Origin of the sequence: Pararhodobacter aggregans, from assembly GCF_003075525.1 — a bacterium.
GTDB classification, from domain to species: domain Bacteria; phylum Pseudomonadota; class Alphaproteobacteria; order Rhodobacterales; family Rhodobacteraceae; genus Pararhodobacter; species Pararhodobacter aggregans.
In genome coordinates this window covers 95,290-110,904 of the sequence record NZ_QDDR01000011.1, presented here as the reverse complement: position 1 = coordinate 110,904, position 15,615 = coordinate 95,290, and the positions used below count along the sequence as shown (strand labels likewise).

General features: G+C 68.2%; 14 protein-coding genes. 7 read left to right on the top strand and 7 right to left on the bottom strand.

Annotated features, from left to right (window positions below):
* Positions 1-62 precede the first annotated feature (62 nt).
* A complete protein-coding gene (locus tag DDE23_RS19055) occupies positions 63-752 on the top strand; it encodes a GntR family transcriptional regulator (protein WP_107754618.1) in 690 nt (229 codons plus the stop codon).
* Here the strand turns inward: DDE23_RS19055 and DDE23_RS19050 are convergent.
* From DDE23_RS19050 to DDE23_RS19025, 6 genes are all read right to left on the bottom strand, one after another.
* Positions 749-1,198 (bottom strand): type II 3-dehydroquinate dehydratase, encoded by a 450-nt coding sequence (locus DDE23_RS19050; protein WP_107754617.1) that lies wholly within the window; start codon positions 1,196-1,198, stop codon positions 749-751. The genes DDE23_RS19055 and DDE23_RS19050 overlap by 4 nt on opposite strands.
* Positions 1,199-1,214: 16 nt before the next feature.
* Positions 1,215-2,510: a TRAP transporter large permease gene (locus DDE23_RS19045; protein WP_107754616.1), complete on the bottom strand. Its 1,296-nt coding sequence runs from the start codon at positions 2,508-2,510 to the stop codon at positions 1,215-1,217.
* Positions 2,507-3,040, bottom strand: coding sequence for a TRAP transporter small permease (locus DDE23_RS19040; protein WP_107754615.1), 534 nt, complete (start codon positions 3,038-3,040; stop codon positions 2,507-2,509). Before DDE23_RS19040 ends, DDE23_RS19045 begins: the two co-directional genes overlap by 4 nt.
* 72 nt (positions 3,041-3,112) lie before the next feature.
* The gene (gene dctP, locus DDE23_RS19035) at positions 3,113-4,102 is read right to left on the bottom strand and encodes a TRAP transporter substrate-binding protein DctP (protein WP_107754614.1); all 990 of its coding nucleotides are present in this window, start codon (positions 4,100-4,102) and stop codon (positions 3,113-3,115) included.
* Between the two features lie 113 nt (positions 4,103-4,215).
* A complete protein-coding gene (locus tag DDE23_RS19030; RefSeq protein WP_107754613.1) occupies positions 4,216-6,105 on the bottom strand; it encodes a bifunctional sugar phosphate isomerase/epimerase/4-hydroxyphenylpyruvate dioxygenase family protein in 1,890 nt (629 codons plus the stop codon).
* Positions 6,102-6,974: a shikimate dehydrogenase gene (locus DDE23_RS19025; protein WP_238150057.1), complete on the bottom strand. Its 873-nt coding sequence runs from the start codon at positions 6,972-6,974 to the stop codon at positions 6,102-6,104. The genes DDE23_RS19030 and DDE23_RS19025 overlap by 4 nt, the downstream gene beginning before the upstream one ends.
* Before the next feature lie 148 nt (positions 6,975-7,122).
* Between DDE23_RS19025 and DDE23_RS19020 the strand changes: the two genes are divergently transcribed.
* The 6 genes from DDE23_RS19020 (at position 7,123) to DDE23_RS18995 (ending at position 13,338) form a co-directional block, all read left to right on the top strand.
* Positions 7,123-7,791, top strand: a complete 669-nt coding sequence (locus DDE23_RS19020) for a TetR/AcrR family transcriptional regulator (protein WP_107754612.1) — start codon at positions 7,123-7,125, stop codon at positions 7,789-7,791.
* A gap of 94 nt (positions 7,792-7,885) precedes the next feature.
* Positions 7,886-8,830: a LysR substrate-binding domain-containing protein gene (locus tag DDE23_RS19015; RefSeq protein ID WP_211316898.1), complete on the top strand. Its 945-nt coding sequence runs from the start codon at positions 7,886-7,888 to the stop codon at positions 8,828-8,830.
* A gap of 102 nt (positions 8,831-8,932) precedes the next feature.
* Positions 8,933-10,450: an amidase gene (locus tag DDE23_RS19010; protein WP_107754610.1), complete on the top strand. Its 1,518-nt coding sequence runs from the start codon at positions 8,933-8,935 to the stop codon at positions 10,448-10,450.
* A gap of 12 nt (positions 10,451-10,462) precedes the next feature.
* On the top strand, positions 10,463-11,746 hold the full coding sequence (locus DDE23_RS19005) for a TRAP transporter large permease (RefSeq protein WP_107754609.1): 1,284 nt from the start codon (positions 10,463-10,465) through the stop codon (positions 11,744-11,746).
* A 23-nt stretch (positions 11,747-11,769) separates the two neighbouring features.
* Entirely contained in the window at positions 11,770-12,744 is a 975-nt protein-coding gene (locus DDE23_RS19000) for a TRAP transporter substrate-binding protein (RefSeq protein ID WP_107754608.1), read from the top strand.
* 60 nt (positions 12,745-12,804) lie between these two features.
* Positions 12,805-13,338 carry a TRAP transporter small permease gene (locus DDE23_RS18995; RefSeq protein ID WP_107754607.1) on the top strand — a complete coding sequence of 178 codons (534 nt, stop codon included), beginning with the start codon at positions 12,805-12,807 and terminating at the stop codon, positions 13,336-13,338.
* Between the two features lie 351 nt (positions 13,339-13,689).
* Here DDE23_RS18995 and DDE23_RS18990 read toward each other — a convergent pair whose 3' ends face one another.
* A complete protein-coding gene (locus DDE23_RS18990) occupies positions 13,690-15,606 on the bottom strand; it encodes a Hint domain-containing protein (RefSeq protein ID WP_116548253.1) in 1,917 nt (638 codons plus the stop codon).
* Positions 15,607-15,615 lie beyond the last annotated feature (9 nt).

Genomic DNA, 15,615 nt, shown 5'->3' with positions numbered 1-15,615 from the left:
GATTGACTTTCCCGCCGAGTTTCGGCTTCTTCGCCGGGTTTGTCGGATATAAAGTCGAACCTATGGAATTTCTCAGATTCGAAACCGTTGCCCGCGAAGGCGAGACCATCGGCGATCTGGCCTATCGTCGGCTCAGGGCGGATATCGTCAACGGGCGGCTCAAACCGCTTGCCAAGCTGAAGCCGGATCTGCTGCGCGGCGATTATGGTGCCAGCGTCTCGACCCTGCGCGAGATCCTGAGCCGTCTGGCGGCCGAGGGGCTGGTCACCGCCGAAGGCCAGCGCGGCTTTCGCGTCGCCGCGATCAGCCGGGCCGATCTGCGCGAACTGGCCGATCTGCGCATCCTGCTGGAAACCACCGCGCTCAGACGCTCGATTGCCGAGGGCGACCTTGAATGGCAGGGCGCGGTCGTCGCCGCGCATTACACGCTGTCGGTGATCGAGGCCGAATTGATGGCTGGCAACCGCGCCTCGGTCGAGCGTTGGGTGCGCCACGACTGGGGCTTTCACCACGCCACCATCGCCGCCTGCCGGCAAGAGGCGCTGATGCAGACCCATGCCTCGGTCTTCGACCGCTACGCGCGCTATCACATGCTGGTGCTGGATTTCCGCGGCGAAGGCGTGGCGCAGCAGCACCGCGAATTGCGCGATCTGGTGCTGGCGCGCGACGCCGATGCCGCCTGCGCGCTTCTGGTCGATCACGTGCAGGCGGGCATGGATTACGTGCTGGCGACGGGGATGATCCCCTCCTAGGCGGCGCGCGACAGCTGGGCCAGCCGGGTCAGGGCAAAGGCATAGCCCTGGATGCCGAACCCCTCGATCTTGGCGGTCGCGGCCTTCGACACGTAAGACAGGTGCCGGAATTCGTCGCGCCGGAACAGCGGCGAGATATGCACCTCGATGATCGGGCCATCGTAGATCAGCAGCGCGTCCAGAATGGCGATCGAGGTCGAGGTGAAGCCGGCCGGGTTGATGAGGATGCCCGCCGCGGTGCCCCGCGCGCGCTTGATCCAGCCCATGATCTCGGCCTCGCTGTCGCTCTGGCGGAAATCGACGGCGATGCCCTGCGCCTCGGCCGTCTGGCGGCAGAGCGCCTCGACATCGGCGAGCGTGTCGTGGCCATAGACCTCGGGCTGGCGGGTGCCCAGCATGTCCAGATTGGGGCCGTTGATGACGAGGATGGTTTTCAGGTCGGACATTCAGGTCTCCGGGGGATCAGCCGCTGTAGCCGTAAAGCCGAGGCAGCCAGAGGATGAGGTCGGGAACGAAGGTGATGATCGCCAATCCCAGCACCATGACCGCCAGGAACGGCAGCAGGTGGCGGATGGTGGCGCCGGTCGGGGCCTTGGTGATCGACGAGACGACGAACAGCAAAAGCCCATAGGGTGGGGTGGCGAGGCCGATCATCGTGTTGACCACGACGATGACGCCGAAATGCACCGGGTCCACGCCCAGCGAGATGGCGGTCGGCAGGAAGATCGGCACGATGACCAGCAGGATCGCATTGGCCTCGAGCACGCAGCCCAACAGAAGCAGGATCACGTTGACCATCAGCAGGAACGAGAACCAGGTGAGCTGGGTGTCGCCCAGCGAGTCGCGGATCACATTGGGGACCTGCTCGACCGTGACGACATAGTTGAAGGCCAGCGCCCCGGCGATCAGGAAGCCGACGCTGGCGGTCGAGCGCGCGCTCTGGCGCACGGTGTCGAAGGCCTGCCGCAGGCTGACCGAGCGGTAGAACACCGTCGAGACGACGAAGGCATAGAGCGCGGCCAGCGCGGCGGCCTCGGTGGGCGTGGTGATGCCGCCATAGATGCCGACCAGCAGGATCACCGGCATCAGTAGGGCGGGCAGGGCGCGCAGCGTGACGCGCGGCATCTCGCGCAGCGGCACGGGTTCCTCGACCGGGTAATTGTGGACCCGCGCCTGCCAGGCGTTCACCATCATCAGCAGGACGCCCAGGATCAGCCCCGGCATCACGCCGCCCAGGAACAGGTAGCCGATCGAGGTATCCGAGACGAGCGCGAACAGCACCATCGGGATCGAGGGGGGGATGATCGGCCCGATAATGGCCGAGGCGGCGGTGATCGCCCCGGCATAGGCGCCGGGGTATTTTCCGTCCCGCGTCATCAGGTTGATGATGATCCGCCCCATGCCCACCGCATCGGCGATGGCCGAGCCCGACATGCCGGAAAAGATCAGCGACGAGACGACGTTGACATGGCCCAGCCCGCCCCGGAACCGCCCGACCAGCGCCTTGCAGAAATCAAGCAGACGGTCGGACAGGGATCCCACATTCATCAGGTCGGCGGCGAAGATGAAGAGCGGGATCGCCAGCAGCACGTACGAGCCATAGAGCCCGTTCAGCATCTGCTCGGTGGCGATGGACATGTCGCGGCCCATCAGCAGCAGATACAGGATCGACGAGCCCAGCATGGCATGGCCGATGGGCAGGCCGAGGACGGCGGTGAGCACGATCACCGCCACGATAAGGTCGAACTGCCAGCTCATTCGGTGAAATCCTTGCGTGTCGCCTCATGGGGGCCGGCCTCGCCCGACGGCACCCCGCGCCCGGTCAGCGCGCTCCAGCCGATCCAGGCGTAGCGCAGGATCGAGACCACCAGGAACACCATCAGGATCGAGAAGACCCAGCTGAAGGGAATGTCGAAATAGGCGGTGTCCTGGATCTTCATGAAGGTCACGAAATCCCAGTTGGCCGGGATGGCGATGGCATAGATCGCCACCAGCGCCGTGGCAAAGATCACCCGGAAGACCCGCCGCACCCGCGGCGAGACCGCGCCATAGACGATGTCGAAGCGGATCTCGTCCTCTTCCCGGGCCGAGACCGACTGGCCCCAGAGGATCACCCAAAGCCAGGCGATGACGCAGACCTCGACGGTCCAGCCGACCGGGCTGCCCATGACGTAGCGCATGAAGACCTGAAGGATGAAGCACAGGAACATGATCGCCAGCAGGATCCCGGGCACGGTATCGGCCAGGGTCGCGGCAAGTCGGGTCCAGCTGCGGGCAGGGGGGGGCATTCGGGCATCTCCGATGAAGGCGGGGCGGCGGGCAGGCGCTGCCGCCCGCCGCCCCGCCTGCCGCGGGCGGTGTTACTCGGCCAGGGCGTTGATCGCTTCCAGCATGCCCTCGGGCCAGCTGGCGGCAAACTCGCTTTCCAGATAGCGCGCCTGGGCATAGTCGCGGAACGCCGCGCGGTCGGGCTCATAGACCCGCAGCCCCTGGTCCTGGAAGAACTGCACCAGCTCGGCCTCGCGCGCCAGGTGACGCTCGGTGCTTTCGGCGATGGCGGTGTCGACGGCCGATTGCAGCAGCTGCTGCTGTTCGGGTGTCATGCCGTTCCAGGTGTCATTGGCGATGGCCAGCACGTCGAAGCCGATCAGATGCCCGGTCATGACGATCTGCGAGGTGACCTCGTAGAACCGCATGTTGTAATCGTTGGGCAGGGGGTTGTCCTGGCCGTCGATGGCCCCGGTCTGCAGCGCGGTATAGACCTCGGCATAGGCCAGCGGCGTCGGGTTGGCACCAATGGCCGAGCCCAGGAACTGCCAGGCGTCGCCGCCGGGCATGCGCAGGGTCAGCCCGTTCAGATCGGCGGGGGTCTGCACCTCGATCTCGGGCTTCAGGTTGACCTGACGGGTGCCGAAATAGACCGGCGCCAGCACATGGATGCCGATCCCCTCGGTCAGCGCCAGCAGCTGCTCGCCGACTTCGCTGTCGAATGTCCGCTGCAGGTGGTCGACGTCGTTGAACAGATAGGCCGAGGTGACGATCGACCATTCCGGCACCTGTTCGGCGATGGTCTGCGGCGCCACCAGCCCGATTTCCAGGTTGCCGCGCTGCAGGGCGATCAGTTCGGTCCCCTGCGACACCAGCGTGGCGCCGTTGAACACCTGCAGGTCGAACTCGGCCGCGACCGCTTCCGAGATCGCGGCGAAGGCCTCGGCCCGGATGTCGTTGTTCGACACCACCGACGACAGGCGCAGCACCGGCCGGTTCTGGGCGAAGAGCGGCGCGGCCGTCAGGGCCGTGGTGAGGGCAAGCCCGGTGGCAAGGGCCGCGCGGCGGGTAATGGGCGTCATGGTTTCCTCCCTTTGACGTCGGTTCAGATTCGGTCGTTCTCAGTTCCGCATTCTATGATCTATAGGTCAATATCAATAATCTCAGAGATTATCCATCCCTTCATGTCGCCGCTTCAGGTAGACGGCATCCCCTTGGGCCGCCCCAGCCGCTTCTGCGCGGCGATGCGGACCGGCGCATTGGCCGCGCCATAGCCGTCGTAACCACCGCGCCGCTCGACGATCTCGAAGAAGAGCCCATGCGCGAAGGGCCGCGAATAGAGCTGCAGGAACTCCCCGCCGCGCCCGTCCGCGTCGTAGAACAGGTTCAGCGCCCTGAGCCGCGCGATCTCGGTCTGCGGCAGGTCGAAGCGGGCGGCGAGGTCGTCGTAGTAATTGGCCGAGACCGGCAAGGGCTCGAACCCGCGCGCCGCCAGCGCCTCGGCGGTGGCGAGGATGTCGTCGGTGGCGAAGGCCAGATGCTGGACGATGGCGCCGAAACTCTCGGCCAGAAAGGCGCCGGCCAGCGTGCGATGCGTCTCGGCCCCGTTCAGCGTGATGCGGAACTCCCCGCCGGGCGCCGCCACCGCCTGACTGCGCACCAGCCCGTCGGGGTCGATGACATCGACCATCGGCGCCTTCTTCATCGCAAAGAGCGAGGTGTAGAACAGCGACCACGACAGCATTTCGTCATAGCTCATGGTCTGGGCGATGTGGTCGACGCGGCGCAGCCCGACGCCGGGCACCGGCTCGGACCCGGCGCCGAATTCCCGCGCCCAGACCCCGTCCAGCCCGCTGCCCTCGTCGAGGAAATGCAGCACCGACCCGCCGAGGCCCCGGATGCCCGGGATCTCCATCTCGGCCGGGCCGCGCGGCTGGGCAAAGACCTCGGCCCCCAGCGCCCGGGCCCGGTCCAGCGTGTCCGCGGCCGAGGCGACGCTCAGCCCCAGATCGCAGACACTGGTGCCATGCGTGGTGAAGATCGCCTCGGCGTGGCCGGACCGTTCGTGGTTCAGCACCAGCCGGATCCCGCCCTGTTGCCAGAGCGTCAGATCCTTGCCGACATGCCGCCCGGTCTGCACGAAACCGAGGCCCGACAGCGTCGCCGCCAGCGCCTCGGCCTCGGCGCCGCGGGTGGCGAATTCGACATAGGCCGTGTCCTGCGGCGGGGTCGGCGCGGGCATCGGCGGCAGATCGACCGTCAGCCCCGGCTCGGCCCGCCGTACCGCGTCCATCAGATCGACCAGCGAGCGGTGGCCGTCGCGGGCCAGCTGCTTGGTCTTGCCGCCGCGGAACTGGTCGTTGAAGATCTCGAGGCTGATCGGCCCGGCATAGCCCGTCGCCATCACCGCCCGCATGAACCCCTGCACATCCAGATCGCCCTCGCCGGGCATCGCGCGGAAATGCCGCGACCAATAGAGCAGATCCATCTCGATCCGCGGCGCATCGGCCAGCTGGACGAAAAAGATCCGGTCGCCGGGGATGCGGCGGATCGTGTCGGGATCGGTGCCGCGGGCCAGCGTGTGGAAACTGTCCAGGATCAGCCCGACATTCGGATGATCCGCGCGGCGCACGATCTCCCAGGCGTCGCGGTGGTCGTTGACATGGCGGCCCCAGGCCAGCGCCTCGTAGCCGACCCGCAGCCCGCGCTTGGCCGCCCGGACGCCGAGTTCGGCGAAATCCTCGGCCGAGCGGTCGATGCCGCCCTGCGCCTCGGGATGGACCGAGGAGCAGACCAGCACCAGATCGGTCCCCAGCTCCTGCATCAGGTCGAACTTGCGCTCCGCCCGGTCAAAGGCCCGGCGCCGCAGATCCCCCGGCAGCCCCTCGAAATCGCGGAACGGCTGGAACAGCAGCAGCTCCAGCCCGGCGTCGCGGATCCGCCGCCCGACCTCGCGCGGCGAGCGGGTGTCGGCGATGAAATCCTGCTCGAAGATCTCGATCCCGTCGAAACCCGCCGCGGCGATGGCGACGATCTTTTCCTCCAGAGTGCCCGAGATGGAGACGGTGGCGATGCCGGTCCTCATGCCTGCACCTCCCCGGCCGCGCCCAGCCGGTGGAAGGTGGCGCGCATCCGCTCGGGATCGGCGGGGCGGCCGGTGAACAGCTCGAAGGCCCGGACCGCCTGGAACACCGCCATGCCCTCGCCGCTCAGCACCCGGCAGCCACGCGCCGCCGCCGCGGTCAGAAGCGCGGTCGCCAGCGGCACATAGACGATATCGGCGACCCAGTGGCGCGGGCTCAGCGCCGAGGGGTCCAGCGGCGTGCCGGGCAGGGCCAGCATGCCGACGGGGGTGGCGTTGACGATGCCGTCCGCCTCGGCAACCCCGTCCTCGGTGACCCGGGCGGTCTCGGCCCCGGCATGGGCGTTGATCGAGGCCACCAGCGCCTCGGCCGCGGGGCGCGCCGTGTCCCGGATCAACAGCTGCCGCGCACCCAGATCCACCAGCGCATGCGCCACCGCCCCGCCCGCGCCCCCCGCCCCCAGCAGCAGCACCCTGTCCAGCCCCGCCCCCGGCAGGCCGCGCCGGAACCCTTCGGCGAAGCCCCAGGCATCGGTGTTGTGCCCCTGCCGCCGCCCGTTCCGGAAGACCACGGTATTGACCGCGCCGACCCGCTCGGCATTGGGCGAGAGCGTGTCGAGCAACGCCATCACCGCGCGCTTGTAGGGATAGGTCACGTTCAGGCCCGCATAACCCCCGGCCTCGGCCCGGTCGAGGATCCCGGCCAGATCGTCCGGCGTGCCCGCGGCGGTGTCGAAGAGGTCATAGCGATAGGTCATCCCCTGCGCCTGTCCCTCGGCCTCGTGCATGCCGGGGGTACGCGATTTCTGGATGCCGCGTCCGATCAGGCCCACGCGGACCGTCGTGCTGGCCGGGTCTTGCTGACGATGCACGCGGGTCTCCTCCCAGCTGCTTTCCCCCTTAATGTAACAACTGGTACAATTTTGCAAGCGAATATACCAGCCGGTTAATTTGCCGCCTGTCCGCGCCCTGCGCCCTGTGCTAGTCTCGCGTCCGGGTCGGGATAGAGGAGGGAAATCCGTGACTTCAGAGGCCGCCGAGGGGGCGAGGAGACGCTGGAAACAGAACCCCGAGGCCGTGCAGGAGGACATCCTGCGCGTCGCCGTGGCGGTTTTTTCCGAAAGCGGCCTGTCGGGTGCCCGCATCGACGAGATCGCGGCGCGGACCCAGACCTCGAAGCGGATGATCTACTATTACTTCGGGGACAAGATGGGCCTCTACATGCGGGCGCTCGAAGCCGCCTATGCCAAGGTCCGCGCGGGCGAGGATCAGCTGGACCTCGGCACGCTGCCGCCGGACGAGGCGCTGGCGCGGCTCGTCGCCTTCACCTTCGACCACCACCGCAGCAATCCCGATTTCATCCGCATGGTGATGATCGAGAACATCCACAACGCCGAGACCCTCGCCGCCTCCGAGGTGATCCGCAACATGAACGTCTCGGCCATCGAGAAGCTGCGCGACATCTGCCGCCGGGGCGAGGCCGAGGGCCTGTTCCGCCAGGGGCTGGACCCGGTGGCGCTGCATTGGCAGATCAGCGCGCTGAGCTTCTTCAACGTCTCGAACCGGCCGACCTTTTCCGCGCTCTTCGGCGAAGGCTTCTTCTCGGAGGAGGGGCAGAAGGCCCTGCGCCGCCAGATCGTCGATTCGCTTCTGGCCGAGGTCCGGCCGCGCGACACGCCCCGGCCCTGAAAGCGGGGCAGGGGGCCGGGATTACCCGATTGCGCCCGGCCCCGGTTTTCGCTTTCATCGGCCGCGAACCCCGGCACGGGGTGCGGAGGGCGCCATCCAACAGGACAGTTTCAAAAGGCAGCTCAGCCTGCGCCACCTGCGGGTCATCGCCGGTCTGGCGGAGCTGAAGCTGGTGGCGCGGGTGGCGCAGGCGCTGAACGTCACCCAGCCCGCCATCTCGAAGCAGATCACCGAACTTGAAGAGATCGTCGCCCAGCCCATCGTCACCCGCGACCGCAACCGCCTGTTCCTGACCCCGATCGGCGAGCGTCTGGCCGATCATGCCCGCGCCGTCCTCGCCCAGATCGACCGCGCCGCCTTCGATATCGAGGCCATGGCCAGCGGCGTCTCGGGCTCGGTGCAGGTGGGGGCGGTGTCCTCGGTCGCGCCCAGCCTGTTGCCCGGCGCCATCGCGCTTTTCAAATCCAGCGCCCCGCAGTCCAGCGTCTCGATCACCGAGGGGCATTTCGTCTCGCTCTATCCGCTGCTGGAGACGGGCCAGATCGACCTGCTGATCGCCCGGATCTGGCACCCGACCGAGATTGCCGAGGTCGCGCAGGCCGTGCTCTTCGAGGAACCGATCGTCGTCGTCACCGGCCGCGACCATGCCCTTGCGCATCAGGAGCGTGTCACCTGGGCACAGGCGGCGACCTGCCCCTGGATCCTGCCGCAGGCCAATTCCGTGGCGCGCCGGGCGGTCGATGCGATGTTCGCCGGCCACGGGTTGGTCCCGCCGACCAATGTCGTCGCCTCCTCCTCGCTGTCGCTCAATCTGGAGGTGCTGCGCCAGATGCCGGTGCTGGGCCTCTTTCCGCGCAGCCAGGCCAACGCCCATGCCGCGCGCGGCGATCTGGTGATCCTGCCGCTGGATACCGCGGGTCTTCTGTCGCAGGCCCGCTGCTTCTGGAAACCCGAAGCGGTCGAGACCAATGGCAGCGTCGACCTGTTCCGCCGCTGCCTGCTGCAGGTCGCCCGGGGCAAGACCATTCCCTTTGGTTAAGGTTTCGGCAGGAAGTTTCATTATTCCTGCCCGCCGATCCCGCCTATCAAAACCTCAGGTTTGGAGGAGGCGCAGACCACCCGGTCTGCAAAGCGGGGAACGATGGCCAGTGGCCCGTCATCATGGCCGGCGACCGAGATTGTCGCCCGGTTCGCGGATCAATCGCTGACGCCCAGCGCCTTTCTCGAGGCCTGCCTGGCGCGTATCTCGGCGTTCAATCCCCGGATCAACGCGCTGACCGCCTTCGACAGCGAAAGCGCCGTGGCGCAGGCGGCGCAATCGACCCGGCGCTGGCGGGATGGCAGGCCGATGGGTCTGCTCGACGGTCTGCCCATCGGCGTCAAGGACCTGCAGGACACCGCCAATCTGCTGACCACCCACGGCAGCCCCCGGGCGCGCGGCCATGTGCCGACCCGTGACCTGCCGATGGTGGCCCGGCTCAGGGCCGCGGGGGCCATCGTGCTGGCCAAGACCAATGTCCCCGAGCTGGGCGCGGGCGGCAACACCCGCAACCCGGTCTGGGGCGCGACCGGCAATCCCTTCGACCCGCGGCTGACGGCGGGCGGCTCGTCCGGCGGCTCGGCCGCGGCGCTGGCGGCGGATCTCGTGCCGCTGTGCACCGGTTCCGACACCGGCGGTTCGCTGCGCCTGCCCGCGGCGCTCTGCGGCATCGTCGGCTTCCGCCCCTCGGTCGATGTGATCGCCCATCCGACCCGGCCGCTGGGCTGGTCGGGGATCTCGGTGCTGGGACCGATGGCGCGGACCATGGACGACCTGATCCTGATGCTGCGCGCCTGCCATGGCGGCGACCCGGATGACCCGCTGTCCGTGCCCTCCGACCCCGCGCGTTTCGACCGGCTGGTCGCGAAGCCGCTGCATGAATTGCGGCTGGGTTTCAGCGAGGATTTCGGCGGCGCCCCCGTCGATCCCGACATCCGCGCCACCTTCCGCGCCCGGATCGCCGCGCTTTCCCCGCAGGTCGCCGAATGCCGCCCGGTCGATCTGGACCTCGGCCAGATGGACCGCACCTTCGACATCCTGCGCGCCGAGAGTTTCCTGGCCGGTTTCGGTCAGGCGATCCGCGAGGCGCCCGAGGATTTCGGTCCCTTCATCCACCGCAACGTGGAACTGGGCCTCACCTTCTCGCTGGCAGACCGCGCCTGGGCCCATGCCGAACAGACCCGCATCCTGCGCGCCTTCAACGCCCGGATCGCGGGACTGGACGCCATCCTGCTGCCCACCGCGCCGGTCTCGGCCTTTCCCTGGACGCAGGGCCATGCCGAACGCATCGACGGGCAGGAGATGGACATCTATTACCGCTGGCTGGCGCTGACCTATCGCGGCTCGCTGACCGGCGGCCCGTCCATCGTCCTGCCCTCGGGCCGCGACGGACAGGGCCTGCCCTTCGGCCTGCAGGTGCTGGGGCCGGTGCGGGGCGACGGGGCGCTGCTGGGCGTCGCCCGCACCCTTGAGGCCGCGCTCGCCCGCGCGCCCGAGACCGCGCGCCCGCGCCCCGACGAGGCGCGCCTCGCCCAAAGCCGGGTCGATCTGCGCTCCATCGTGACGCATCCGCCCCTCCATGCCGTGCGGTTCACCCCGCCGATCTCCACCGCCGTCTGAGAGAATGCGGATATGTGGCTGACCCCCTTCGTCTTTGTCCTCCTCCTGATAAGCGGGACCGCCTTTGCCTATCTGATGGGCGCGGTCTCGGTCGTCTCGTTCCTGATGGTCGGCAAGGCGCAATTCCTGTCGATCCTGCCGCAACGGATCTTCGCCCAGCTCGATGTCTTCGCCTTCATGGCGATGCCGCTCTTCATCCTCACGGCCGAGATCATGACCCGCGCGGGCGTCACCCGCAGCCTGATCGACTTCGCGCTGTCGATGGTCGGCCGGTTCCGCGGCGGGCTGGGGCATGTCAACATCCTGACCTCGGTGTTCTTCGCCGGTATCTCGGGCTCGGCCATCGCCGACAGCGCGGCGCTGTCGCGCACCTTCGTCCCCGAGATGGTCGAGCGCGGCTATAACCCCTATTACGCGGGCGCCATCACCGCCGCCTCGTCGATGATCGGCCCGATCATCCCGCCCTCGATCATCATGATCCTCTACGGCGGGCTGACCGGCGCCTCGGTCGCGGCGCTCTTCACCGCGGGGATCGTGCCCGGGATCCTGCTGGCACTGGCGCTGCTGGTCCTGAATTCGGTTCTGGCGCGGATCGGCAAGCACCCGGGCGGCGCCTCGCCCGACCTGCCGCGCTTCTGGCCCAGCCTGAAACGCGCCGCCCCGGCGCTGCTGCTGCCGGTGGTGATCCTGGGCTCGCTGGTGCTGGGCCTCGCCACGCCGACCGAGGGCTCGGCCATCGCCGTCCTCTTCGCCCTGATCGCCGGGCATTTCTACAACGGCCTTTCACGCAAGATGCTGGTCGAGGCGCTGGAAACCACCGCCCGCATGACCGGCACGATCTTCATCATCCTCGCCGCCATCTCGGTGCTGGGTTTCCTCGCCGGGCAGATGGGCTGGTCCGAGGCGCTGGCCGATTGGGTCGAGTCCATCGGCCTGACCGGCAACCGCTACCTGTTCTTCCTGATCGCCATCTTCCTGGTGGCCGGGATGTTCATGGACACGCCGGTGGCCATGACCCTGCTGATCCCGCTCTTCGTGCCGCAGGCCGTGGCCCAGGGGATCGACCCGGTGCATCTGGGGATCGTGCTGTGCTTCAACCTCTGCGTCGGGCTTATCACGCCGCCCTTGGGCAAATGCCTGGTCGTGGTCGCCGCGCTGACCGACCTCAATTACTGGCGCCTCGCCTACGCCGCGCTGCCCTTCATCGCTGTGCAGATCCTGCTGCTGCTGGCGCTGGGCTATTGGCCCGAACTGAGCCTCGCCCTGCCGCGACTGGCCGGGTTTTCCGTCAACTGAACGCTTTTTTGGGAGGAGAAGACATGAAAATCAAGGCTTTGGCCCTCGCGGCCCTGATGGCATCGGCCGCCCCGGTCGCCGCCGAGGTGAAGATCGCCCTCGACACCGCGCCCGACCTCGCCACTTCGGGCTCCTACAACTGGGCCCATGCCTTTGGCCAGGCGCTGACCGAGGCCGGCTTCGAGGTCCGCGAGATGCCGCGCGACGCGGTCGGCAACGAGGCCGAGAAATTCGACCAGATCACCACCGGCCTGCTGGAAGTCTCGCTTTCGGACATCCGCGTCGTGGCGCAGCTCGATCCCTTCATCTACGGCCTGCGGCTGCCCTATCTCTTCGACGACGCCGCCCATCTGCAGCGCGCCCTGACCGAGGGGCAGGTCTTCGATCAGGTGAACGAGGCGCTGGGCGCCGAGGACGCGATGCTGCTGGCCATCGCGCCGCTGGGGCCCTCCTCGGGCATCATCACCACCACCACCGCCATCCGCCGGCCGGAGGATATGGCAGGCCTCAGGATGCGCGCCCTCGATGACGCGCAGATCGCCATGTACGAGGCCTGGGGCAGCGCCGGCACCATCGTGCCCTGGGGCGAGGTCCCGGCCGGGCTGCAGACCGGGGTGATCGACGGCTATCTGAACTCGCCCTTCGTGCCGATCAGCTTCGGCCAGACCGATTTCGTCAGGAATTACGCCGATGCGGGGGTAATCATCCCGGCGCGGGCGATCCTCGCCTCGCGCTATTGGTATGACGGGCTCAGCGACGCGGAACGCGCCGCCGTCGATGCCGCGGTCGAAACCGCCAATGCCGCGACCGCCGACTGGCTGGCCGAGGTCGCCGAAAGCTCGCTCACCGCGCTGGAGGCGGCGGGCGTGACCGTTCAGCGCCTGACCGCCGAGGAACGCGAGGCCTTCCGCAGCCGCTCGCTGGCGGTCTACGATTCGGGCCTCATGCCCTCGGACGCCGTGGCCCGCTGGCAGGCCATCGCCGCCGCCAGCCGCTGACCCCGGCCCCGCGCGCGCCTGAAACGCGGCGCGCGCCCCTGCCTTTCGACAGAGATCCCCATGCGCAACGCCATCCTCGGCCTCAGCAACGCCCTCCATGCCCTGGCCCGCAGCGTCGCGGTCGCGGCGGTCGCGGGGATGTTCGTCACCGTGATAATCCAGGTCGTCGCGCGCTACGGCTTTGCCTCGCCGCCGGTCTGGACCGAGGATGTTGCGCGCTACATGATGGTCTGGACCGGGCTTCTGGGCGCCACGCTGTCCTTCAAGACCCGCGCCGATGCGGTGCTGATGGCCAGCGTCTTTCCACCCCGCCCGCATTGGCTGGGCTGGCTGGCCGCGGCGATCCACAGCGCCGCGGTGCTGACCTTCGTGCTGCCGGTGGTCTGGTTCTGCTTCATCGGCCTGCGGGGCGGCTTTTCCCGCGGCTACCTGGCCCGGCAGGCGGCGCTGACCATGGACACGCTGGGCATCGCCATGGTCTGGATCGCGGTGATCGTGCCGGTGTCGATGATCATCATCCTCATCCACCTCGCCGCCCGCTGGGCCGAACCGACCGGTCCCGCGCCTGCACCGACCGAGACCAGCCTCGACTGAGGCCCTATCTGGGTTTCGCCCTCGTGCCTCGGGCGACCGGAGGCGTGGGGCTGCCGCCCCCCGCACCCCCTGCTTCAAGGAGGGTTTTCCACCCTCCTTGAAAATCCTCCCGAGGATATTTTCAGAACAAAGATGGGGAACAGAGGGCGCTTGACCCTCATCTTCGTTCTGCAAATATCCTCGGGGGTCCGGGGGCAGAAGGCCCCCGGGGTCGCCCCAAGCGCTGCCCTCTCCGCGGCGGGAGGCGCGCGGGGTGGGCGGGTGGGAGCGTGCCTCCCGCCGCCTTGGGCTGAAAGAGGAAGGGCCGCCTTTGAGGGGCGGCCCTTGGTTGTCGGCGGGTCTTCGATGGGGTCAGGCGGCGAAGAGGGTCTTGGCCTCGGCGCCGGACAGGACCGGGCGGGCGGCGGCGAAACCGGCGCGGCCGGCTTCGGTGGCGAGCGCCGGGAAGAGCGCCAGCAGCTCGGCCCGGGTGCCGTCCTCCAGCGCGTCGACCACGGCTTCCGCGGGCTGGAAGCTTTCGGTCCAGGAGCCTTCGGCGCGGATGATCTCGTGGCGCTCGCACATGACGTGGATGTAGCTGACGGCTTCCAGCCCGGCGCGGTTGACACCCGGCAGGCCCAGCAGATCCTGCGCCGCGACCAGCACCTCGCGCTCGCCGAACATCAGCTCGGCCCGGGCGCCGGTGACCAGCATCCGGTGGCGGGGCGAGACCACGAGGTCGCGCTCGGGCAGGCCGCGGCCGAGGGAGCCTGCGGCGATCCGCACCGGCCCGACCTCGGGGCTGCCGGCGAGATCGGCCATCGTTAGGTCGCGCCGCCCGGTCCAGGTCAGCGGCTGGTAACCATGGTCGCGGGTCAGCACCTTGTCACCGGCCACCAATTCCTCGACCGCGACCCGGCCGCGGGTGGTGTCGATCAGCGTGCCGGGGGTGAAGCAGATGATCTCTTCGAAGCTCTTGAACTGCAGTTTCGAGCCGTCGTCGAAGATCACGTAGCCGGAGTAGGAATGGGTCCCGTCGCCGTTGTCGATATCGTCGGTGATCGTCACCTGCGGCGGGGTCTCGCCCGGCAGGGGATCGGGCAGCACCAGTTGGTCGAAGCCCGAACCGCCGTGCACGAAGCCGTTGGTGAAGGCCTGCACCTCGGCCCGGTCGTCGCCCGAGCCCAGCTGGATGCGCTCGATCTCGGTGAAGCTGGCGGTATTGCCGCCCGAGGCCATCGTGCCCTCTTCGTCGCCGGTATAGGTGACGGTGGTGCTTTCGGTCATCAGCGTGGCTTCGATCTTGTCGCCATCGGTCTCGCCCGTCTCGCCGCCGACAATCACATGATTGCCGAAGCCGTCGAAGACGCGGAAGGAATCGTCGCCCGAGCCGCCGTAAGCGGTGTCGTCGCCATTGCCCATGACCAGCGTGTCGTTGCCATAGCCCGGTTCGGTCGCATCGCCCGGCTCGCGCCCGCCGGTGTCGCCGAAGGCATCGTCGCCGTACATCAGGTTGTTGCCTTCACCCCCGATGATGAGGTCATTGCCCTCGCCGCCGATCAGCTTGTCGTCGCCCTCGTTGCCGAAGAGCGTGTCGTCGCCCGCATCGCCCCAGAGCGAATCGTCGCCCGCATTGCCCGACAGCAGGTCATTGCCTTCGCGCCCGAAGAGCCAGTCGGCGCCGTCGCCGCCGGAAATCGTGTCATCGCCCGCGCCGCCATAGACCGTGTCGTCGCCGCCATTGGCCTCGATCGCGTTTCCGCTTTCGTCCATCGCGTCGCCGTCGCCATCGGTATAACCGGTGTTCATCACCTCGCCCGTCGCGGCACCGTCGACCGTGCCGGGGCTGGCCAGCGTCACGGTGTCGTCCTGCGCCAGATCGGCGAAGGCGATTTCGGTCATGCCGGGCGTGGTATCGACCGCGGTGATCGAGATCTGGGTGATATGCACCAGATCGCCCGCCGCATCGAGCGGCAGCAGCATCTGGCTGGTCAGCCCGCTGACCGAATCGGTGACCGAGACGACCAGCAGCGTCTGCGGGCTGGTCACCGGGTTGCCCAGCGCGTCGAGGGAGCTGACATCGGCGGTGACCGTCGACAGGCCGGTGATCGAGCCGATCCCCCGGTCGCTGTAGAAATTGTCGCCCACCGCGATCCGTGACGGGTCGCCCCAGGCGGTCGCCACCGCGGAATCGGTGATCCCGGTCAACCCGCTGCCCAGCGACAGCGTATCGCCCGGGGCGAAGCCCGCCACATCGGTGAGGATCAGGTCGTTGAGCGTATTGGCCATGGGGGCAAT